This window comes from Methanosarcina sp. WH1 (assembly GCF_000970005.1).
Classification (GTDB): domain Archaea; phylum Halobacteriota; class Methanosarcinia; order Methanosarcinales; family Methanosarcinaceae; genus Methanosarcina.
In genome coordinates this window covers 3,200,573-3,222,011 of sequence record NZ_CP009504.1, presented here as the reverse complement: position 1 = coordinate 3,222,011, position 21,439 = coordinate 3,200,573, and the positions used below count along the sequence as shown (strand labels likewise).

21 protein-coding genes are annotated in these 21,439 nt (G+C 42.3%); 10 read left to right on the top strand and 11 right to left on the bottom strand.

The window, feature by feature from the left end:
* Positions 1–111 precede the first annotated feature (111 nt).
* Positions 112–1,137: a methylcobamide:CoM methyltransferase MtaA gene (gene mtaA / locus MSWH1_RS14130; protein WP_048129544.1), complete on the top strand. Its 1,026-nt coding sequence runs from the start codon at positions 112–114 to the stop codon at positions 1,135–1,137.
* A gap of 70 nt (positions 1,138–1,207) precedes the next feature.
* On the opposite strand, the gene MSWH1_RS14125 is transcribed toward mtaA, so the two are convergent.
* A complete protein-coding gene (locus MSWH1_RS14125; protein WP_048129542.1) occupies positions 1,208–2,101 on the bottom strand; it encodes a DMT family transporter in 894 nt (297 codons plus the stop codon).
* Between the two features lie 93 nt (positions 2,102–2,194).
* On the opposite strand from MSWH1_RS14125, the gene MSWH1_RS19730 reads away from it, so the two are divergent.
* Both MSWH1_RS19730 and MSWH1_RS19725 read left to right on the top strand, forming a co-directional pair.
* Positions 2,195–2,455, top strand: coding sequence for a hypothetical protein (locus MSWH1_RS19730; RefSeq protein WP_197074599.1), 261 nt, complete (start codon positions 2,195–2,197; stop codon positions 2,453–2,455).
* Between the two features lie 10 nt (positions 2,456–2,465).
* On the top strand, positions 2,466–2,630 hold the full coding sequence (locus tag MSWH1_RS19725; RefSeq protein ID WP_197074598.1) for a hypothetical protein: 165 nt from the start codon (positions 2,466–2,468) through the stop codon (positions 2,628–2,630).
* Between the two features lie 110 nt (positions 2,631–2,740).
* Here MSWH1_RS19725 and MSWH1_RS14115 read toward each other — a convergent pair whose 3' ends face one another.
* From MSWH1_RS14115 to MSWH1_RS14105, 3 genes are all read right to left on the bottom strand, one after another.
* Positions 2,741–3,601, bottom strand: a complete 861-nt coding sequence (locus MSWH1_RS14115) for a GNAT family N-acetyltransferase (protein ID WP_048129540.1) — start codon at positions 3,599–3,601, stop codon at positions 2,741–2,743.
* A gap of 83 nt (positions 3,602–3,684) precedes the next feature.
* Positions 3,685–4,764 (bottom strand): DUF5050 domain-containing protein, encoded by a 1,080-nt coding sequence (locus MSWH1_RS14110; protein WP_231591802.1) that lies wholly within the window; start codon positions 4,762–4,764, stop codon positions 3,685–3,687.
* 353 nt (positions 4,765–5,117) lie between these two features.
* On the bottom strand, positions 5,118–5,687 hold the full coding sequence (locus MSWH1_RS14105) for a YigZ family protein (RefSeq protein ID WP_048129536.1): 570 nt from the start codon (positions 5,685–5,687) through the stop codon (positions 5,118–5,120).
* Positions 5,688–6,126: 439 nt separating this feature from the next.
* Between MSWH1_RS14105 and MSWH1_RS20325 the strand changes: the two genes are divergently transcribed.
* From MSWH1_RS20325 to MSWH1_RS14080, 6 genes are all read left to right on the top strand, one after another.
* The gene (locus tag MSWH1_RS20325) at positions 6,127–6,501 is read left to right on the top strand and encodes a hypothetical protein (protein ID WP_048129534.1); all 375 of its coding nucleotides are present in this window, start codon (positions 6,127–6,129) and stop codon (positions 6,499–6,501) included.
* An 824-nt stretch (positions 6,502–7,325) separates the two neighbouring features.
* Positions 7,326–8,180, top strand: coding sequence for a basic amino acid ABC transporter substrate-binding protein (locus tag MSWH1_RS14095; protein ID WP_048129532.1), 855 nt, complete (start codon positions 7,326–7,328; stop codon positions 8,178–8,180).
* A gap of 458 nt (positions 8,181–8,638) precedes the next feature.
* The gene (locus MSWH1_RS14090) at positions 8,639–9,334 is read left to right on the top strand and encodes an amino acid ABC transporter permease (RefSeq protein ID WP_231585438.1); all 696 of its coding nucleotides are present in this window, start codon (positions 8,639–8,641) and stop codon (positions 9,332–9,334) included.
* The gene (locus tag MSWH1_RS14085) at positions 9,318–10,040 is read left to right on the top strand and encodes an amino acid ABC transporter ATP-binding protein (RefSeq protein WP_048129530.1); all 723 of its coding nucleotides are present in this window, start codon (positions 9,318–9,320) and stop codon (positions 10,038–10,040) included. The genes MSWH1_RS14090 and MSWH1_RS14085 overlap by 17 nt, the downstream gene beginning before the upstream one ends.
* Before the next feature lie 1,177 nt (positions 10,041–11,217).
* Positions 11,218–11,439: a zinc ribbon domain-containing protein gene (locus MSWH1_RS18530; protein ID WP_369798608.1), complete on the top strand. Its 222-nt coding sequence runs from the start codon at positions 11,218–11,220 to the stop codon at positions 11,437–11,439.
* 259 nt (positions 11,440–11,698) lie between these two features.
* A complete protein-coding gene (locus MSWH1_RS14080; RefSeq protein ID WP_048129528.1) occupies positions 11,699–12,592 on the top strand; it encodes a prenyltransferase in 894 nt (297 codons plus the stop codon).
* Positions 12,593–12,664: 72 nt separating this feature from the next.
* Here the strand turns inward: MSWH1_RS14080 and MSWH1_RS14075 are convergent, their stop codons facing one another.
* From MSWH1_RS14075 to MSWH1_RS14065, 3 genes are all read right to left on the bottom strand, one after another.
* Positions 12,665–13,681 carry a dimethylarginine dimethylaminohydrolase family protein gene (locus MSWH1_RS14075; RefSeq protein WP_082088162.1) on the bottom strand — a complete coding sequence of 339 codons (1,017 nt, stop codon included), beginning with the start codon at positions 13,679–13,681 and terminating at the stop codon, positions 12,665–12,667.
* Complete coding sequence (locus tag MSWH1_RS14070; RefSeq protein ID WP_048129524.1) at positions 13,668–14,714, bottom strand: L-histidine N(alpha)-methyltransferase; 1,047 nt, start codon at positions 14,712–14,714, stop codon at positions 13,668–13,670. The genes MSWH1_RS14075 and MSWH1_RS14070 overlap by 14 nt, the downstream gene beginning before the upstream one ends.
* A 101-nt stretch (positions 14,715–14,815) precedes the next feature.
* Complete coding sequence (locus MSWH1_RS14065) at positions 14,816–15,892, bottom strand: radical SAM protein (protein ID WP_231591799.1); 1,077 nt, start codon at positions 15,890–15,892, stop codon at positions 14,816–14,818.
* Positions 15,893–16,374: 482 nt separating this feature from the next.
* Between MSWH1_RS14065 and MSWH1_RS14060 the strand changes: the two genes are divergently transcribed.
* Positions 16,375–17,304 (top strand): radical SAM protein, encoded by a 930-nt coding sequence (locus tag MSWH1_RS14060; protein WP_048129522.1) that lies wholly within the window; start codon positions 16,375–16,377, stop codon positions 17,302–17,304.
* Between the two features lie 67 nt (positions 17,305–17,371).
* On the opposite strand, the gene MSWH1_RS14055 is transcribed toward MSWH1_RS14060, so the two are convergent.
* The 4 genes from MSWH1_RS14055 to MSWH1_RS14040 form a co-directional block, all read right to left on the bottom strand.
* Positions 17,372–17,695 carry a carboxymuconolactone decarboxylase family protein gene (locus tag MSWH1_RS14055; protein ID WP_048129520.1) on the bottom strand — a complete coding sequence of 108 codons (324 nt, stop codon included), beginning with the start codon at positions 17,693–17,695 and terminating at the stop codon, positions 17,372–17,374.
* A 125-nt stretch (positions 17,696–17,820) separates the two neighbouring features.
* Positions 17,821–18,537, bottom strand: a complete 717-nt coding sequence (locus MSWH1_RS14050) for a polysaccharide deacetylase family protein (protein WP_048129518.1) — start codon at positions 18,535–18,537, stop codon at positions 17,821–17,823.
* Positions 18,512–19,642, bottom strand: coding sequence for a glycosyltransferase family 4 protein (locus MSWH1_RS14045; protein ID WP_048129516.1), 1,131 nt, complete (start codon positions 19,640–19,642; stop codon positions 18,512–18,514). The genes MSWH1_RS14050 and MSWH1_RS14045 overlap by 26 nt, the downstream gene beginning before the upstream one ends.
* The gene (locus MSWH1_RS14040) at positions 19,618–20,622 is read right to left on the bottom strand and encodes a YbhN family protein (RefSeq protein ID WP_231585441.1); all 1,005 of its coding nucleotides are present in this window, start codon (positions 20,620–20,622) and stop codon (positions 19,618–19,620) included. The genes MSWH1_RS14045 and MSWH1_RS14040 overlap by 25 nt, the downstream gene beginning before the upstream one ends.
* Between the last annotated feature and the right edge of the window lie 817 nt (positions 20,623–21,439).

Below are 21,439 nucleotides of genomic sequence, written 5' to 3'. Positions count from 1 at the left end.
TATTTGTTTCTTTGTATATTATGACATAACTAATATCTTTGAAATCATTCTTAGAGTTGACAGCCGAATCTCAGTAATCATAATATCTCTGTACTATATATGGTGAACAATATGAGTGAATTTACCTTGAATACAAGATTTGGAAAGGTGCTTAAAGGTGAAGCCGTTGATATGGTCCCTGTCTGTTCCGTAACCCAGACAGGCACTGTTGAACTTATGGAACTGACAGGAGTTTCCTGGCCCCAGGCTAATTACGATGCCCGCAAAATGGCGGCACTTGCCCTGGCAGGACATGAGATTGCAGGGTTTGAGAATGTACGCTGTCCTTTTTGCACTACAGTGCTTGCCGAAACGCTGGGCTGTACAGTCGCTGAAGGCAGTGTTGATATACAGCCTTATGTGACTGATTTCCCCTGCAAGAAAAAGAAAGACGTTAAGGAGATTTCAGTCCCCGATTTGCTTCTTGAAAGCAGGCGGACATCGGTAGTTCTGGATGCAGTTGGAATCCTAAAAGAACATGTAGGGGAAGACGTGCCCGTTGTTGCAGGGCTAGTGGGTCCTGCAGGACTCGCTTCTATGCTTGCGGGCATGAAAAATTACCTTATGTGGTTTGTGACAAATCCTGAAGTTGTTGAAGAACTGATGGGAACTCTGACTGAAGCCTGCATTGAATATGCAAATGGTTTGCTGGAGAGGGGAGCAGATGCCGTAGTGCTTATAGACTCCGAAGCAGGGCCTGATATTATTGCCCCTCAGATGTTTGAGACTTCGGTTTTTCCACTCCATAGTAAATTCTGCAGGGAGGTGAAAGGATTAAAAATCCTCCATATGTGTGGGGATGCCACAGCCGTCCTTGACCCTCTGGCAGACGCCGGGTTTGAGGGAATCAGCATTGAAGAAAAAGTGGGTATCAGTTTTGCAAAGGGAATTGTGGGTAACCGGGGGCGTCTGATAGGAAATGTGTCCCCTTCTGATACCCTGCTGACAAAAGGGCCTGAAGAGGTTCTAATTGAAGCTCGGGCATGCCTTGAAGATGGGATCGATATTCTTGCACCGGGTTGCGGGCTTGCTCCCCATACCCCACTCGAGAATATAAAAGCGCTTTTCCGGGCAAGGGATGAGTACTGCTCATTGTGAATCTTCCTGAGGGTTCTGGGAGGGATCTTCGGAGGAAGCTCTTTTAGCAAGCTCCGTGGAGTTCCTTCACTTAGTTTTTCGGAAACTTCTCCGAGTCATTAAGGCTTATAATCATTGCAGAACCTATTATCAGGGTACAACCTGTAAGAGTTTCAACAGAAAGTGCAATTCCAAGTACAGCCACATCAAAAAATACCCCGCTGACAGGTTCTATCAGGGAAAGGAGGCTTCCGGTCTGGGCTTTAAGGTTTGCAAGTCCGAGAACTGTAAAGATCTCTCCGAAACCTATGGATACCATTCCGAAAGTAGCAAGCACTTTCAGGTTGCTGTAAAGGACAGCCGGAGAAACCTCAAATGCAAAGGGGCTTAGCAGCAAAAAAGCAATCCCCATGGGCCAGAAGACTATTGCAAGTTCCGGGTATTCCGTTTTTAAAACTTTTACGTTCAGGATCAGAGCCGCAAAGACAACTCCCGAAAGCAACCCTGCTATCATGCCCAGCATGTAGGTGCCGGTAAGCTCAATTCCGGAAAGCCCGTTTTCGGGCCTGACTATAAGCAAAACTCCTGTGATTGCGATGAAGAGGGCAACTATACTTTTTTTTCCGATTTTCTCATTCAGGAGAAAAGGGGAAGCCAGCATGACATAGATTGGAGCTGTATACTGGAGTAATATTGCAATGGATACGCATGTAATCTTCAGGCAGGTAAAATAGAGCAGCATGCATATAACAACGAGTACTCCCTGCAGGAACAGGCTTTTTTTCTTTTTCTTTAACCTGAGGTCTGAAGTTTTCCCTCTCGCAATTATATATATAGAGAAAAACAGAAGCCCAAAGAGCAATCTGTAAAAAATTACCGGAGAAATAGCCATATCATGGATACGGGAAATAAAAAGCCCATTCATGCTGTAAAATACACAGCCTAAAATCACGGCCATATGCGCTTTTTTGCTCTCTAGAAACATTCTGCATGGATATACGTATAGCATTTATATATTTATTGGATCAGTATCTGTTAAAAAATATACATTGTAAGTTAAAACCGGGCAAGTGTGGGTTTGAAGAGAACCTGCTCCTGTTTAATCCCCCTGAAGAAAAATCCTCTTCTCCTGAGCTCCCTGCTCCTTCAGGGGGATTTTTCTCGTGTAGTTTCCAGACCTGAAAATGCAGAAGTAATCGAGAAACACGGAGTCCGGATGAGGGTCTATATTACGAAAGAAGACAACCGGAATGCAGTTGTCCTGTACCAGGAAACCGAAACAGGACATGCAGAAGAGTTTGTTCATGAAAAACGCGATTTTTTTGTATTATATTCTTGAAGGGTTCGGCATGTGGGTAATTGAGGGCAGGGTGTTTGAAGTCCGGGTAGGGGGCGTGGTCGTGGTGCCTCTGGAGAAAAGGTTCTGGTTCCGGGGCAGCCTGAAGCAGATTTGCATAACTACTCCAGCCTGGGAAGAAAAGTATGAGCACCATATAAGGGATATCGAGTTCTAACTGATATCCTGAACTACAACTATTGCCCTACGATACTCCTTGCCCTTAACTGTTTTTTCTTCTCGTCTGTTTTTATTCTTTATTATCCAAGTCCGAAACTTTATTCTTTGTTATCCAAGCTCGAAACTCGTAACCCCATAAACCTTATCAAGCTCTATATCAGGTTCTTTTCGGCTGTACATGCGGATAGTTTTGAACATTACATTCATGTGATACTTTTTTGCTATTTCCATTGCTTTTTTATTCGGTTCGGGGACATCAAGATAAATGGTTTCCTCAGGAACTGATGCTCTGAGGGCCCTGAATATTTTCTCTGCTGTAACCTGGTCGTCTGCGAAAAGAGGACCTATCTTATACCCTTTCCTGCACTTCCTGATTACGCCGTACCCTTTCATGTCACCTTTTTCCACTGCCGCAAAGGCGGAAGAGTCGGGTTGATTTATCCATTTCTCAAGAAAGCCGGACCTTGGGGCAGGAAACATCTTCCTGTCGTAGGCAAGCAGTTTTTCAAAGGGGACTTTCGAGATCTTTACAAGTCCATCCGGGACTTTTCCTCCTCCCCTGCCTTCAAAACGCAGGTTGCTGTAAGAAGACCTGAATTTCATAACCTGCTGGTATTTTTTTTCGTTTTCCACAACTCCATCTAGCCCGATGTTTCTGTCTTCCAGATATTCCAGGCATTTTTCGGTCAGTTTTATTCCGATGCCTTTTTTCCTGAATTCGGGTTTGACTACGTAGAGCCCGAAAAAACCGAAAGAATCATCATAAGCGACAGCAGAAGCACAACCTTCGGGCTTGCCTTCAAGCTCTGCAATAAAAAAGCCTTCGTTATCAGCTTCGTAAAAAAGTTCTCCGTCATGGATGCCAGGGTTCCAACCTTCCGCGACTGCCATCTCAATTGCGAATCCGGTTTCTTCCCTGCTCATTTTTCGGACTTTAAGCCCTTTTATTTTTTTCGAATCTTTATCCATGACAGTTTAATATTCTCATTTTCTATTTATTTTTTAAGTATCTTCCTTGACCTGTTTTTTACTTAATATCAAGTTTGCAGGAGTTAATTTTTTCTCTTCCTGTTCTTCCCTGAAGTTACTATCAGGTAAGCCGCTATAATCGCAGTTGATGCAGGATAGATGCCCAGAGGGGATTCTTTTGCCCCGGTTTTGTCTCCCGTTTCTTCCCCGGCAGCAGCGCCTGTCCCGGAACCTTCTTCTGTGAACATAAAGATGTCCATGGTACCTTTACGCTTGTCCTGCCAGACTATCCGGTTGCCGTCGATTGCAGGGTTGCTTTCATATTCAGATGCAGTGGAAACTGTATTTTCCTGTCCTGTGGCTATGTCGTATATAAAGATGTTTGTTCCCTTTATCCTCCCATCAGCCCATACTATTCTTCCGCCCGAGATAGCAGGGGTTTTCTGTGGGGACGGGTCAATACAAACAGGTATTTCTTTTTTGCTTGAAAGGTCATACATGTAGATATCAAGGTTTCCATCCCGCCTGTCCTCCCAGACAATGTAGTTTCCTTCAATGACAGGGTTTGCCTGCCCTGCAGGGTCCGTAACTACAGGGCTTTCTTTGCCTGTATTGATATCGTACATGTAAATATCGTCATTACCGTTGCGCGGATCTTTCCAGACGATGATATTCCCCGAGATCGCAGGTTGGCTCTGGTCTGCTTTATCGGTTGTTATCCGGGTTTCCTTTTTGGTGGTAATGTCATACATGTAAATGTCAGTGTCCTGGTTCCTGCGGTCTGTCCAGACAATTATGTCGCCTGATATTGCCGGCTCTTTCTGGTCTGCCCTGTCCAATGTAATCTGGGTTTTGGTCTTGGAGTCAAGATCGTACAGATAAATATCATAGTTGCCTCTATTTTCGTCCGAAAACACAATTCGGTTGCCTGAAATTGCCGGTTCTATTTCGTCTTTTGGGCCGGCGAACAGGGGAGTTTCAGTTCTTCCTACGGACATGTCGTACATGTAGATGTCCCAGTTTCCGTCTCTTTCATCCTGCCAGACAATGTAGTCTCCTGAGACTACAGGGCTGATCTGGTGGCTAATAGCCGAGTTAATTTCCTGCTCGTCTCCTTCCAATGGCTCGGTGGCAGCTGAACCTGCACATGCGCTCAGTACCATGAAGAAAACAACTGAAATAAGTATCATTGAAAATTTGTTGTACCTCAATATTACACTTCCAATATTCCCTCTTGAGTTTCATTGTGGGTTTTTTGAGTATAGATACTTTCAACTTCGGATCAAATTTCGGTTTAACTTTCTTATCTTTTTCAAGTTTATGCATTTTCTAGCATAGAATATTTCCCAATAGCTGAGCAATCTCTAAAGGATGTATATCTCCTATAGTTTTTAGCGGTTTCCTGCATTTTAGTTTTTCTTTATTTGAGGGGGCACTTCTTTAAAGTTTAATTCAAGATCCTGCGCTAATTTCAAAATCTTGCTCTCAATTCAAGGTTCAGTCCTACTTCTTAAAGTTAAATCTTCTCAAGCTCAACTTTATTTCTTGTCAGTTTTACCAGTTTTTCAATAAATTTCTCTTCACAAATCTTTCTTATACAGAAAATAAATTCGACGCTATCAGAATATTTTTCGTCCTCTACTTTTCCGTGTTCCTCAATGAGATTCTTAATCTTTTGAATCTCCGGATATCTGAAACGTATCCTGAACCTTACTTCTTCAAAGATCTCTACAGTACCTGCCTTTTCAATAGCTGAAATTGCTGTTTCCCTGTACGCCCTGGAAAGCCCCCCAAAGCCCAGCTTTATTCCCCCAAAGTACCGGGTCACAACTACAGCTGTATTATAGAGCCCCTTTGATTCTATAACCTTAAAAACGGGTTTTCCGGAGCTGCCTGCAGGTTCTCCGTCGTCATCGTATTTGAGGGCAAAAGAGCCTTCTTCTTTTACAAAATAAGCTGAAACATTATGGTTTGCGTCTCTATGTAGCTCTTTTATCTCTTTTATGAAAGCCTTTGCTTCTGTTTCATTTTTTACCTGCCTGGCATATCCTATGAATATGGATTTTTTGAATTCTCTTTGAGCCATTCCAGAGCTTTTCAGGGTTTTATAGGTATTCAGGGTCTTATCCTCATACTGCTTTTTTAACTAATTTTACACTTGAGGCTTTAAAGTTTTGCAGATGCGCGCCGGACGAATATTATGATGTCTTTAAATAATCTTTCTGCCTACTGACGACTCACGGCTTCCCCCTAACTGGCTATATTTTCTCCATCTTAACTTATTTATGACACTTGGTACTCTAATATATTCATATTGCACTAATATAAATTAGTAAATTTCAAAAAAGAATCTATCAGGCTTGTCTGTTGGGTAAGTCTTGGACCCTTCGTCCTTTTATTTTTTTGTCAAATCGAAAAGTTTTAATCTCATTGGGGGTTCATGCATAAATATCTCATATAAATATCTCATGAATTTGTATGAGATGGGTGTAAAAAAAGGAAGAGAACTATTAGAGGTATAATTAATGAAAAAAATGTTAAAGATTATTGCAATGCTTCTTGTAATTGCTACTGTTGTCTTTGCAGCCGGATGTGCTGACAAGACCGCTGAAGAACCTGCTGAAGAAGCAGCTCATGAAGAAGTGACCGATGAAGCTCCTGTAGCAGAAGAAGATATCGTTGAAGGTGAAGAAGTCGCTGAAGTAGAACCCGTTGACGAAGAAGTTGCTGACAACTCAACTGAAGAAGTCGCTGACAACTCAACTGAAGAAGACGTCGCTGACAACTCAACTGAAGAAGTCGCTGACAACTTAACTGAAGAAGACGTCGCTGACAACTCAACTGAAGAAGACGTCGCTGACAACTCAACTGAAGAAAAAGCTCCAGCTGACGAAGAATAAACCACTGCATAAGCAATTTATAAATTACAATCCGCCAATGTGGCCTTTTAAGGCTACACATTTCTTTTTTTGAAATACCGGTTATTATCCAGTTTATGACCGTGTAAAATTGCAAGTGTAAAATTGCAATAAAGCATTTTTATTAAATCTCTGTACCAGAGTGTTTCTTCTGTTTTTCGGTCACAAACCCAGAAGTCCCAGACATAATCATACAAAAACCGGGACTATGTGGTAAATATTGAACTCACTGACATTTTCCGAATATATCAGTTTTCCACATAAAATATTTACAACTCAGTCTCTGGGCAAAGCCCTGTTAACATCAATATTTTTTCTTATTTGAGCCCCGGCGAGGATTGTAAATTTATTTTACCTGTATCCTGTGTGCGCTCAAATTTTCTTCCCTTTGCTGAATTCTACCTGAACTTTATACTCTAAATTAGGTGCGTACAGAGTTTTTCAGTGGACTCCATATATATATGAAAACATATATCGAAACATATATAGAAATATATATAGAAACACATGTTTGTAAATTTGTTGAACTATCCTGTACCGTGGGAAGTACAAAAGAGATTTCAGTTTTTTTATCGGGTATTTATGTAATATAATGATTGAAGTGAAGGTACCGGTGGTTTTTAATTTAGTTTTATTAACTTTATGGCTTTTCTAGTTAAGTTCTTTTTCCATTTTAAAATATTTCACTTTCCTATCTGAAGAAATTAATTTGAAATCCAAAGCTATTAATCTTTTGTCTGATATTTTATAAAAGTTTAATTATCTTACATATTTAATATTAATGAAGAGTTTTCAGAGGTACTTGTATGCAAAAAATGTTAAAGATCATTGCAATGCTCCTCGTTATTACGACTGTTGTCTTTGCAGCCGGCTGTGCTGAGCAGAGTACAGAGGAAGCAGCAGAAGGAGCCGCCGAAGAAACTACCCCAGCTGAAGAGGGATCCGGTGTTGAAGGAAATGCTTCCGTCGGGGAAATGCCCACTTATATTGTAGGAACAGAAGCCCAGTTCCCACCCTTTGAAATTGTAAATTCCAATGGAAATATAATCGGCTTTGACGTTGATCTCATGAACGCGATTGCTGAAGATCAGGGCTTTAAGGTTGAGTATCTTGATCAGGACTTTGCCGGCCTTATCCCGGCTCTCCAGACTGGAAATGTTGACATTATTGCCTCAGGCATGACAATCACCGATGAACGTGAAGAAGAGGTTGACTTCAGTGAACCTTATATCAACGCGGGCCTGGCTCTTGCCGTACTCATTGGCAATGAAGACATTCAGAGTGTTGATGACCTGAAGGGCAAGACCGTTGCTGTCCAGACCGGGTCTACCGGGTTCCTGAAGGCAGAAGAGCTCCAGAAAGCCGGAATCATTGCTGAGATTAAGGATTTCCCCCATGTAAATGAAGCCATCGAAGAACTCAAGATCGGTGGTGCCGATGCAATGGTCAACGACCTGCCTGTCACGGAAGCTTTCATCGCAGCTCAGCCCGATGTAATCAAGATCGTTGGCGAGCCCCTTAACAGTGAAGACTATGGCTTTGCCGTCCGCACCGGCAACACCGAACTCCTTATTAAAATCAACGCGGGTCTTGAGAACGTCAAAGCCAGTGGCAAGTACGACGAACTCCTGACAAAACTCCCAACATACATGGAAGAGTAAATCTAAGAGTAAATCTAACTGTAACTCGAGAGCTGGCACATTTTGTGCTGCTCTCCCATCTCTTCTCGTTTTGTTTCTGCTCTTTTTTCTCTAGTTTCTTCAATATTCGGCCAAATCTTTTGATTTTTGCTTTGCCTTAATTATCTTGCCCTTCATTTACAAAATATGTCCACCGATATCTTTGTTACAAATGATTGGTTTTATATAATGGAAAAGTGTTTTCAATTATATATTTCTGTAAAACGTGTATTTGCACTGGATGTTGCTTTAAAATCCCACGCTCTAAAGGCATTACTGCAGCCCATTTGCAGAGATATTTGCTGAAGAGAAATCCCCATCTGGTTGGATCGGGTGGGTGTATTTAATTCGAGCTCAAAGAGGAGCTACACATTACAAACAGACTAATTATTCACAAAAAGTAATCCGTTTTATATATTATAAATAACTGAGGTTATAGTTTGTCTCTTTTAGCGTCCTACCTTGAACACGCTATTAATGTATTTCCGAGTTTGTTGCGGGGTGCGGTAATCACCATAGAGGTCACTACCTTTGCGATATTTTTCGGGTTAATCCTGGGGACAATTGCAGCTTTCGGAAAACTCTCTAAAAGATCGGTTTTCAAAATTCCGAGTACAATATATGTTGATTTTATCCGGGGCACCCCTCTTTTCGTACAGATCCTGCTTTTTTACTATGGTATACCTGGCCTTATCATCGGGATTACAGGAGATCCTTTCATGATCGACCCGATTATCGCGGGTATCGCGGTGTGCAGTATCAATAGCGGAGCTTACAATGCGGAGATTGTGCGTGCAGGCATCAAATCCGTTGACAGAGGTCAGATGGAAGCCGCCCGTTCCCTGGGTATGACCGAAAGGCAGGCCATGAGGGAAGTCATTATGCCGCAGGCTGTAAAGCTGATAATCCCTCCCCTCGGAAACGAGTTTATAGCCCTTTTGAAAGATTCGTCTCTGCTTGCAATCATCAGCGTGCATGAGCTTGCAAAGAACGGGATGCTTTATGTCTCAAAGACCTTTGCTACTTTCCCGACATACATTTCAGTTGCCCTTGTGTACTTGGCCCTGACCATGGGAATTTCCCACGTGCTTAATTACATTGAGAGGAGGCTTGGCGTAAGTGATAGAAGTGAATAACCTCCACAAAAGTTTCGGAAGCCTGAAAGTCCTTAAAGGAATAACCGAGAAAGTTGAAGAGAGCGAAGTGGTTTGCGTGATAGGTCCCTCAGGTTCCGGAAAAAGTACCTTCCTCCGCTGCCTGAATCTTCTTGAAACTCCCACCTCGGGAGATATCTGGATTGAAGGGGAGAAGGTCACTGACCCCAACGTGAATATCAACAAGATCCGCGAGGAAGTCGGAATGGTCTTCCAGCGTTTTAACCTTTTTCCCCACATGACCGCCCTTAAAAACGTAGCCATTGCCCCTATAAAGGTCCGCGGTCTTCCTGAAAAAGAAGCTTACGACCGCGCCTATGCCCTCCTGAAAAAAGTAGGGCTTGAAGACAAGGCAAATGTTTATCCCAGTTCCCTTTCCGGAGGTCAGCAGCAGAGGGTTGCAATCGCACGAGCCCTTGCCATGCGCCCTAAGGCAATGCTCTTTGATGAACCCACCTCCGCGCTTGATCCCGAAATGGTCGGAGAAGTCTTAAATGTCATGAAAGACCTGGCAAAAGAAGGCATGACAATGGTTGTCGTAACCCACGAGATGGGCTTTGCCAGAGAAGTCGGAGACCGTGTCCTCTTTATGGACGACGGTATCATAGTAGAAAAAGGTACACCTGAAGAAATCTTCCATAATGCCCAAAACGAGAGGACAAAGTCATTTTTGAGTAAGATTCTGTAATGAAATTTTGCCAACCTGCCAGCCAGGCAAATCCCAAATTAAAAGCCAGTGCCGTAATTAGAGAGATAAACGGAGATCATATAGTGGAAATGCCCCCTGGTTGAGAGAATATTTTACTTAAGCCCAAAATCTTTTTTCAATTTAAGTAAAATCTCAACTCTTTCGCCAGGCTGTCTGGTGGCCCTGCAAAAATAAGGTTTTATGGGAAACGAAGATCTATAGCTTGTATTAGTGAGTCGTGTAGTGAGTCGTGTGGTGCGTTATTATTTAAAAATATCAAGCTTGCGGTTTTTAAATATCTATATTTATCAGTTTTACTTGTTTTGTTATATTGTGGGTTGTAATGAGTAATTCGAATGAATTCGAAATACTTATCTATTATAATGTTGTATTACTCATTGGTAAATCAATTTTACTTGATTTGCCGACCGTTCTTCCTAGAGCATGCTATTCAGAGAGTTATTTATCTCTTCAACTCTCTGAATAGGGAGTTGGGGGTTCAACCTTCATCAATTTTCCTCCTTCCTTTCTTTTTCTCTATTTTTTCAATTATTTATTCTCCGATTAAATTTTTCAATATCATATTCTCCTAAACTAAAAGATACCGTAAAATAATGCTTTTTTGCAAAAAATCGGCATTGAAGCTTTATCACCTCAGGTTCGGGCACAAAATTCATAGAAATTGACATACAGTGAGTATCTCACTCGGCTTTGCCTCCCTCTTCACTGACTATATGAATTATGTGCCAGGTTTAAAAATCTGCATAAATGTCAAGTTTAACTAGATGCTCGTGAGATGTCCTTTAAAGGATTATTTTCTCTTTTTTCAAAAATTATATGAGTTTAATTCTGAAGAGTTCTACGAAGCTTTTGTTAAATTAACCGATCTATCGACAAGGGTACTATTCTTATGAGTCGTTGGGGTCACACCTCATCTTTCCAAACCTCATCTTTCCAATATACTAATCTATTCTGCTTTTAGTACTAAATAAGAACTGAACTTTGAAGGACAAGTAATCTTAGAAGGACAAGTAATCTTAGAAGGACAAGTAACCTTAGAAGGACAAGTAACCTTAGAAGGACAAGTAACCTTAGAAGGACAAGTAACCTTAGATATACTGAAGCAATATGTGGATAACCAGGGCAAATATGCATCTGACGAAGAAGATAAAGATCAATCCAACTAAAGAAAAGACACGACCTGCCTCTTTGGGAAAGAACTATGAAATGTGATTGTGGAAACGTTATTGATAGAGATAGAAATAGTGCTATCAACATCATGAAGCGGTCCTTATCACAGAATGTTTTGTGGACAGGCTATCAGAGTTTTTCAGATAATCTTCGACAAACAGGATTACAGATGGATACTTGCATCACTGCAAATATCCAGGTGACGTAATCACTCGAAGGAAGTTCCGTCCTCGCTTTCATCAGAAAGCAGGGCGGGGTAGCTCACAGCTTCTATTAAGATTTATGCAAGGTTTAAAAAGAAAAGAATACTATTGAACTACTGCACCTCTTTACTCGTCAAACTGACTTAAAATTAGTTCGAAATCTACATTTTACAATTTATTAACATTTCGACGTTCAATAAGTGTTGGCTAGCTTGACGTTGGGCTGCCAAAAGACTTAAATATATTGTTGCTGAGGCCAAAAAAATGAAAGAAACCCTGAAAGCCTACCTCGACCTCATCCGTGCCCACTTTCTCCCCGCCTGGCCCCTTATTTTCTGCTCCGGACTTGTGCTTGCTTTTGGGAATTACGGCGGCTTTTCCTGGATTCTAATTATTAAAGCTGCTCTGATAGGCTTGCTGGGGTTCGAAGCTGGCTTCGTGCTCAACGATTATGTGGACAGACATAAAGACAGGTTTGATGTCGAGAATACCCTTACCAAATACTGGAGGCCTTTTAAAGAGAGGCCCATTCCCTCAGGGACGATTTCTTCAAAAAATGCCTTCTGGCTGTTTATCCTGCTTGCAGGGATTACTTCTGCCCTTATCTTCACCCTTCCATATCCCAATTCTCTCTATGTCTTTGCAATAATGCTGTATTCTTACAGCATAGAAGTTTTTTACCAGATTAAAAAAAGAGACCAGAAATACCCGATTGCGCAGCTTCTGGGAAGAACAGATATCACCCTGTTTCCTGCAGCAGGGTATCTCTGCTACGGGCAGCCGGATATGACCATGCTGCTCTATATGGTTTTTGTCTATCCCTGGACGATGGCTCACCTGGGGTTGAACGACTTTATAGACCTGGAAAACGACCGGGCAAGAGGCATGAATTCAATTGCTGTCCTTTATGGTGTAAAGGGGGCTATGTGCTGGGTTACGGGCTTTACGCTCCTGCATTTCTTTACAGCTATTTTCTTCCTTAAGGAGCTCGGGACTATTGCTCACTATGGCTTTCTTGCAGGCTTTGTACCCCTTGCAGGAGCAAACCTTTACCTGTGGTATGAAAAAAGTCCGGGTGCCGGAATGAAGATACTGCCTGTTTACCATGGAACTCTGGTAATCTATGCGGTTTCGATAATTCTTGATTTCTTCTATTAAATTTCGTGAAATCCGTCTACGGCTTTTTCCACGGCTTTTTCCATGGCTTTCCCTCTTTTTTCAACCATATTTTTATTTTTTTCTTCTGCAGAGCCTCAGGGTATGGCAGCGCAGGCTCCCTCCTCCTGCAAGCAGGGCTTCCGGATGGAAAGGAATAATCTCAACACCTTCTCTTGCAAGTCTTTTCCCTGTTTCCTGGTCAAGTGCAACGTCATAGTGGAAGATGGTCCCGCTTTCAAGGGGGACAAAAGAACAGGCCAGGCGGCTTTGCTCTGAGTCCGAAACAGGGATGATATTCATGTCTTTCTCCTGCATGAACTTTTTAAAATCTATTCTTTCTCTGGAGTCTTCCGTGAACAGGCAGGTCTCTTCAAAGGCTGGAAGGTAAGCAAGGGCAAGGTCTTCTCTTATTCGATTGAAAACCGTATCTGGATGCATGTAGCGCCTGGCTTTCGGAGTGCGGACGTAGATGACTTCATCAAACTCGCTCAGGATATTCGAAATAAATTCCCGAATAAAGGGATAGGTATGCCTTTCCGTGTCAGCAACAAAAATCGTTTCTTTTGATAGCAGAAGGCAGCCTTCAAAAAAACCTTCTCCCCCATTGAATTCGTTGAGTATGGGAATTCCCAGGTTTTTCAGAGCTTCCTTCACGACAACCTCTTCATTTTCCCTTGCAGGCGGGCGCATTTTTGAAAGGAGTGCACCTTTTCTGGAGATGACTGCAGTATCATGCAGAAACGTAATATTTGGCATCTTCTTTATCATATCTCTGTTCTCTTCCACATTGTCTGCAAGTTCATAGACTTTGATGCCGTTTGATTCCAGAATTTCCTGGTAACGTTTGTGTTCTTCAATATATCCGGTGATATCAGGAACCTTATCGTAAAGCCAGTGTTTATAATTCGATTCGTTGACTAGGGTGAGTTCATCTCCCGGAGTATGCACAAGTACACTTCTCAGCTTTCCCAGTTCATCACAGCCGTAAGCAATATTCGATCCGGTTTTTTTCTCCCCACTCAATTTTTCTATCTGGCAACCCATGTCCAGAACCCTCCTTAATTTATTGTAATTCTCAATTATTGCCATTCTGAAATGCTTTTTTTGCAAGGATCATCGTATTTGTCCTGTCTTCACTCAGGAAAGCCTTGAGAACCTCAAATCCGCAGATGTCCAGAAAAGCGAGAATCTGGTCATATGTATATTTGTAGGTAAAGCCCATGCGGATGATGTCCCCTTCCTTAAAGCCTATGGTCTCTTCCCCGATCTTGACCTCAGAGTCCTTCAGGATATTCAGGCTCTTCCGGGTCCTGTACAGTGCCCCTATTCTGGAGTCCACATGTGCAAGCAAAAGTTCAAAGTCGAAGTCCTTAGGAGCCATTCCGTACTGAAGCAGGGGATACATATTGAAGAGCGCATTTTCTCTTGATGTATATGTGCCTAGGATGGATTTCCTTGCAGACTGTGCCTCTTCCCCTGAGCCCTGTGCAGAGAGAAGATTGGCATCAAAGAAGAACAGGTCTCCCTGCTCAAGATTTTCATGGACGAGCTGAAGAATGAATTCAGGTTCATAATTGCAAAAGGTATTTCCCAGAATGCAGAACAGAACCGGAAGATGCCAGTGTTTTTTAAGGAGTGGCATGTCCTCAATAAAGCCGACTATCCCTTTCTTTTCTACAGGCAGGTCCTTTACTTTTTTAAGGGCGATATCTACAAGCTGGCTGTTTATATCTGCAGGATAGTAACGTATTGATATTTTTTCCGAGGCTGGTTTTTCAGCCCGGTTTTTCTTAATCAGCTCTTCGAGAAGAATTCTTTCTTTTTCCCCATCCCCTACTCCCACACTCACAAGGCTCATGCACGCAGGAATAAATCTGACTATTGAAGCAACATTCTCCTCAAGCATTTTTTTGAGCTGGCGGGCAACAGGAAATGTTCCGGACCCGTCCAGCTTCAGCCAGTTTTTTGCTCCTCCCGCACCTGTATACAGGAGATAATCAGGTAGTTCGTATTTCTTCAGGCTCTCATACAGCCTCTCTTCGGGACTTTTCTTGCTGATCTTTATGATCTTTTCTTCTTTTTCCGGAGCCTGTTCCAATCTCTCTTTATCTGTTCCGTTCAACTTCTCACTTCTCCCAGAATCATTTCATAATCTATATTATATCAGCTCCGTACATGAACAACTTTTCTAATTTCTTGCCTGAATTTTGTTTTTTTATTGTTTTATCTTTCTTTGAAGCATTGCTTACATTCCATCTTCAGGGCTTCAAGCGGATCGGCTCCGTTATTTATTCCGACGCTGTAGGCATATCCGCGGCAGCCTATGCATTCTTCTGTGTGTTCGCAGTTCCCGCACCTGCCTTCGAGCACTTTGTCAATATTCCTAACATATGAGAAAAGGTCGGAATCGTAGATCTCCCTCAGGCTCATCCTGTTTATGTTATAGGGATATTCTCCGTTAACCCTCAGTGCAGGATGTTCGTCCAGTTTTGTAGGTGCACAGGGCCTGACATTTCCTTCGATATTGATGTACAGGCTGTAAAGGTGCTGAAGGCAGCCGCTTGCAGTGATTGGGGTATAGGGCAGCCAGTCGTACCTGTAATATTTTCTGTCTATTTCCAGGAGTTTTAATTTGTATTCTTTTATCTCATCGGTTGTAAGCAGCTTATCTTCAAGTTCGTCATTTGCCCTGCCCGTCGGCGTAAGGATCTCCATATTGGGAAAAATGTTGTTCTGCCGGCAGAAATGCCAGATCACCTCAATCTCTTCAAGATTCATTTTATTGCTCACAAAAGAGATTCCAAGGCGGAGTTTTCCCGGCTCCGAAGGTTTTGAAAAACCTGCTTTTATAAGATTTTCAAGCCCGATTTTTATATCATCGAAAGCTCCTTCTCTTCCTGCCAGATAGTCCTGGACCTCTGGCCTGAGGGAATCAAGTTTTCCCATAACAGAGGCGTTGTGTTCGTACAGGAAGCCTGCAAGTTCCTCTGTCATCAAAACAGTGTTCGTAAACAGCATCGGGATGATTCCAAGGGAATCAATGCAGGCAATCAATTCTCTAAAGTTAGGGTAAAGAGTCGGCTCTCCTCCCCCGATCACAACCACAGACCTGATCCCAAGTTCTTTTGCCTCGGATATTATGCGTTTGAGGACATTGAAGTCAGCTATTTTTACGGAATCCTCCCCGCTCTGTGCATAACAGTAGCGGCAGCGGAGATTGCATGATGTATTCGTTTCAAGCCTTATGGCTAAAAGCCTGTTTGAATTCCGAGCCTCGTGGGCTTCCTGTGCCCCGTACATGTATCCCCTCAGGACGGGGGGCTGCGAAAAATGAGTTTTTGTATTTGGATTGATACACTCACTCCCTTAAATATTTGAAAATAATCCCCTAATTTTTAACTGATTTATTATCTTAACTTACAAATTTTGCCCTTAAAATACTAGAAAATGGGTATTTATCAAGTTGTAAGAAACTAAGTGTTTTTTTGAATCGAACCTGCTTTTTGGAGCGAACACATGCTAAATCGAATATGTGTTTTTTATATTGATGGCTAAAAACACTGTACTAATTATCAATGCAGAAATAACGATACATGGATCATTAAATTTCTGCAGTAAAAACTGGACATTTGAGCTTGGATTGTCTCAATTCCTTCTGTAGGTATTGATATGAGCAAAATCAACAAGAAAATCGCTTTTTTTATTTTTTTCTAACAATCATAATAGAAAACGAGCTTGTTTTTATCAAGTTTCTTATAGCTTTCAACCTTATCTTATCCAGGATGTTTGAAGAAATTCAGGCTAAAAAAGCCCTCAATAAAATAAAGAAAACAAGTAGATTCTCACTGCCTTTCCAATGGGACCTTAATATCTATAGAGGATGTGAACACGGCTGCAATTACTGTTATGCAATGTACTCTCACAGCTATCTGGAAAAAGAAGAGAAAATTTCCTGTAAAGGGAAAAAAGACTCTGATTTTTTCCGAAAAATCTATGTAAAGACAAACATTGCAGAAGCCCTCGAAAAACAGCTTGGAGCCCCTTCCTGGAAAAAAGAGGTAATCAACATAGGCGGGGTATGTGACAGCTACCAGCCGGCTGAGGAAAAATATGGCTTGATGCGTGATGTTCTGGCGTTTATGATCAAATACAAAAACCCTATTACCTTATCCACAAAATCGGATCTTATCCTGAGGGATATTGACCTTCTTTCAGAACTTGCTGATCTGACGCAGGTAAATATTGCGGTTACAGTTACAACCATGGATGAAAAGCTAGGTTCTCTGCTGGAACCCGTCGCTTCTCCTCCTGAAAAACGATTCTCAGTCATGCGGGCTTTCAAAGACACTGCTGCTACTACCGGGCTTCATATGATGCCAATTCTTCCTTTTCTTACGGACAATCCTGAAAATCTGGAACAAGTTCTTTCCCTCACAGCCGAATGTGAAGTTGATTATGCTCTTCCGGGTCTTCTTTACCTCAGGGGTGAGACCAGAAAACACTTTTTCAATTTCCTTGCCTGCAATTTCCCCGAACTTCTTGATCCTTACTGCAGGTTGTATGCAAAAGGGGGGGCTGACAGAGCTTATAAAGCTGAACTTTACGGGCTACTCAGGAATCTCATGCAGAAATACAATCTCTCAGCCGACTACATGAAACCTTTAAAAATAAAATCTTCAAGCCCAAAGCAGCTCAGGTTGACGGATTTTTAAGAGGAGTTTTGAACTACTTTTGTAGAATGCATGAAAAAAGGAAAAATAGTAAAAAAGAGTTAAGCTTTTATTTTTCGCAGCTGCAGGAAATGTTGCCTTTCAGGATCTCTTTCCAATCCCCAATTACATCATGAGTCCAGCAGTCATCTGCACCCGCGGCTTCCCTCATGACCAGGGCAAAGATATATGAGAGTTCTTTAACTGTTGCTCCTGCTTCAAGGGCACCTTTGAAGTGCTTCAGGACACAGGGTTTGGATCTGGCTTTGATCGAGAGGGCAAAGCAGATGAACTGGTATGTCTTTTCGTCAATCATCCTTTTTTCGGCATAGAGCTGGTCGATCTCGTCCAGCTTCCGGGTGAATTCAGGGAAAAATTCTTCCAGCATTCTCATTTCCATGGCTCCTTTTTTACCCGCACACCTGCAGGTTCACGCTGTTAATCAATATATCTACTAAGGTAATTTTATTATTTAAGGGTTAGTTCAAAATATTTTGAAACCACTTTCCCAATCCCTGTTCATGATTTTTCGAGGGATGCTCTTTCTTCCAGAGTTAAAAAAAGGCAGTTTTCAGCTTTAAAGGCATGGATCAAAACTTTAAGGTTTTCAAGGGCTTTTTTTCCGGTATTGAACTTGCAGTCCAGACGTACAGGCATTTTGGACATGTCTACAAATTCCCAGGGATGGACAAAAATCACAGGAGCTGTTATGCGCCTGAGTGGTGGGAGGAAAATATCCGGGGATAATCTCAGAAAAGAGGAGGTAACTGTTACCGGAATCCTGGTTATTTTGCCGTTTATCCTCGTTTTTTGGGAAAAGGGGGGCTTGTAAGCTGCAAAAGAGGAGTCATACATAAATCCCTCTTCTTCCAGGAGTTCAAGATAGCTTTCCGGGAACTGAAGGTTCGGAGCCCTGAAGGAGACCATCCGCTTTTCAAATTGCCTGAGCACATTTCCCGCCCGCTTCAGGTCAATTTTTGCCTCTTCCCTTCCCATGCGGTCAAAACGGGTGTGTGTATAGCCGTGGCAGCCCAGTTCATGCCCATCTACCGGGATCTGGCGGATAAGATCAGGATACTGCTCTGCCATCATTCCTGTCACGAAGAAGGTTGCCTTTATCTCTTCTTTTTTGAAGAGTTGCAGCAGTTTTGGCATTCCCTCTTCCATTCCCCTTGTACTTGTAAGCATGGGTGGGCAGTCTTCTTCTACATCAATGGTTATTGTGATGTTTTTCATAAATGACCCCTCTATATACCAGGTCGGTCTGTTCATAGATTTTGTTCCAATCGTAATTTGAAAGCCCTTCACTGGCCTTTCGGGCAAATTCGGCTCTTAAAGCCGGTTTTTCTATCAGATCCTGAACGCAGGATTCAAATTCCGGAAGGTCGTTTGCAAGGTAACCGTTAACTCCGTTCTTGATAATGTCTGAGACTCCACTATGGTTCATTGCCACAACAGGGACATTTTTTGAGATTGCTTCCAGAATCGAAATCCCAAATGCCTCATCACTGGAAGGAAGGGCAAAGATATCTGCCTGTTCCATATATTCCAGTACTGTCTTTCGGGGCACTTCTCCTGTAAAGCAGAAATTTTCAGATAAACCGGATTTTTCCACCTTTTTTTCCAGGCTTTTTCGAAGGGCGCCGTCGCCTATCATTAGGAATATCAGGTTTTCATGTTTTTTAAGGAGGGAAGGAGCAATGCCAACGAGATTCTGGACACCTTTCTTCTTTGTCATGCGGGCAACTGTAATAATTATAAGTTTTCCTTTCCTGTCAAAGGGGAGGGGGACTTTCTGGCTGCTTCTCTCAGATTCCATGCCGTTGAAGATCCTGTAAACAGGCTTTTTTGTCATTAGTTTTGTATCCTTTTCAACTGCCGAACTGACAGCAATTACGGCATCGGCATTTCCTACAAGTATCTTTCCTGCAAGATACAAAAAAAGACGAAGCGGCGTATGCCCTACCAGGGAATGGTTGGTAACCACCGAAGGGACTTCCAGTTTTCGGGATGCAATAAGAGCCACCATACTGAGTGGGGAGTCCAGCCCGTGAGAGTTGACAATGTCATAATTTCCTTCTTTAAGGAGCTGATAGAGCTCTTTATACGCACCTGGCATCAGGAACCGCTGCTGTCCTGGAAAGGGGCGGCTCTTGACTCTGATTACTGAGACTCCATCCCTTATGCTGTATTTGGGGATATCAGGGTAGCTTCTGGTAATAACATGTACTTCATGACCCTTCTGGTTCAGGGTTTTTGCAAGGGCATGAATGGAGTACTCTATTCCCCCTACTTTTGGAAAATACCAGTCGCTGATCAGTGCGATTTTGTGTTTTTCCATACCGTAAACCCTCCGTAACAAAACAGATACAGAAATCCGATCGCGCTGCTGAGCCCATAGGATATGAAACGCTCAAGAAACACGAAGCTGCTAGCAGATACAAGCGGTAGCCCGAAATACAGGAGCAGGTAGATCAGCCCCCCATCAACAATTCCAAGCCCGCCAGGTGTAATGGGGAGGGATCCGAGCAGCAGGTGCAGGATTGATACAGTTGCTATAACGTGCAGGGGGATAGAGAGGCTCAGGGCTGAAGCAATCAGTCCAAGGCGCACAATATCAAGAGCCCAGACTCCACATGAAAGCAGGAGTGCAGGAACAAAAGATTTGTGGAGTTGTTCCCAATTTTGATAAAGTCTGTTCAGATGAGGTTCAAGTCTTTTTCGGAGTAACCAGGTTCCTGTCCCTGCTACAAAGAGGACTATGAACAGGAAAAGGGCCGTACTCCACGATAGAACACCTTTATGAAGCTGAAAAATGTTCTGGGCGGGGGGAAAAAAATAAAGCGCGTAGAGAAATAGCAGGGTAATCGGAATTGCTTCAACCATCCTTTCGAAGAGGATCGTTATAAGGGCATGAGTATATCTTACTCCAAAGCGTCGGTTGACCCAGATTATTCGGAGGGGTTCCCCCCCAAACCTGCTTGCCGGGGTGAAGTTATTTACAAATATCGCTCCAAAGAGAATGGGAAAAAGATCTGTTGCTTTTAGATTATATCCTAGGGAAGAGAGCACCTTTTGCCAGCGAATCGCAAAGAAGTACACGCTTAGCAGGTAGACTAAAAACGCCAGAACGAAATAACGAATTTGGATTTGCCGGAGCAACTTCCAGCTTTCCTCCAAAAGAAGTATTATTTCTGTTCGGTGAGTATAGATAAGAATTGATGCTATCGCGAACAGTAAGATGACTGCAATGCCTTTTCTTAAGGCTCCGAGGTTCAACAGTACACCTTCATAATACGTATTCGGAGTGGGAGTTCCCACTCAGTATGTTTTTCTCATCCTTTAAAATTCAGTTTTGTTTCTGGACTACCAGGTCCTTTAATATTCAGATTCGGTTCATGGTCTTTCCTATCCGTAAGGCCGGAAATTACCCTTCCGATCCTTCATCATTGTCGAGACTAAACTTATCTGTAATTGACACGGATCCCCCTCTCTGGAAACTTTTTGATCCAAGTATTTTGATTCATTCGAAAAGAGATATATCCGGTCAAAGTTACACCTCTTCCCTATTACGCCTCTCCCTATTACGTTTCTTCCCTATTACGTTTCTTCCCTATTACGTTTCTTTCCTATTACGTTTCTTCCCTATTACGTTTCTTCCCTATTACGCTTCTTCCCTATTACGTTTCTTCCCTATTACGCTTCTTCCCTGTTTTTTTTAAATGTCTTTCCCCTATCAATGCATATTTTCCCTTTTTAATTTAGGTACCCTTATGTTCCATCTCTTTTCCTTTAATTCCCATTTTAAATTTAATTTCTTTTTATATAATATCTATGATAATCCAGTTTTTTAAGATTTTAGCCTTCTTCTATCATTTTCCGTTTTATCACTCTTAGATTTTCAGGTAACTCTCCTTCTCCTCAATATGCCATCTCTTCTTCACTTTTGTGCGCTTTCTTCTCTCACATATAGGCTTTGCCGGTTTGCATAGTCATTATCTGTTATATCCTTACTACAATATCGTGAAATGGGGCTGTATAGGCACGGATCCCCTCATTTTAAAAATGTTTTCAAGAAACCTGTTGATTCCCATAAAAATACTGCGGAATGTAAGCTAAAAGGCCATCTGGGTCTTTT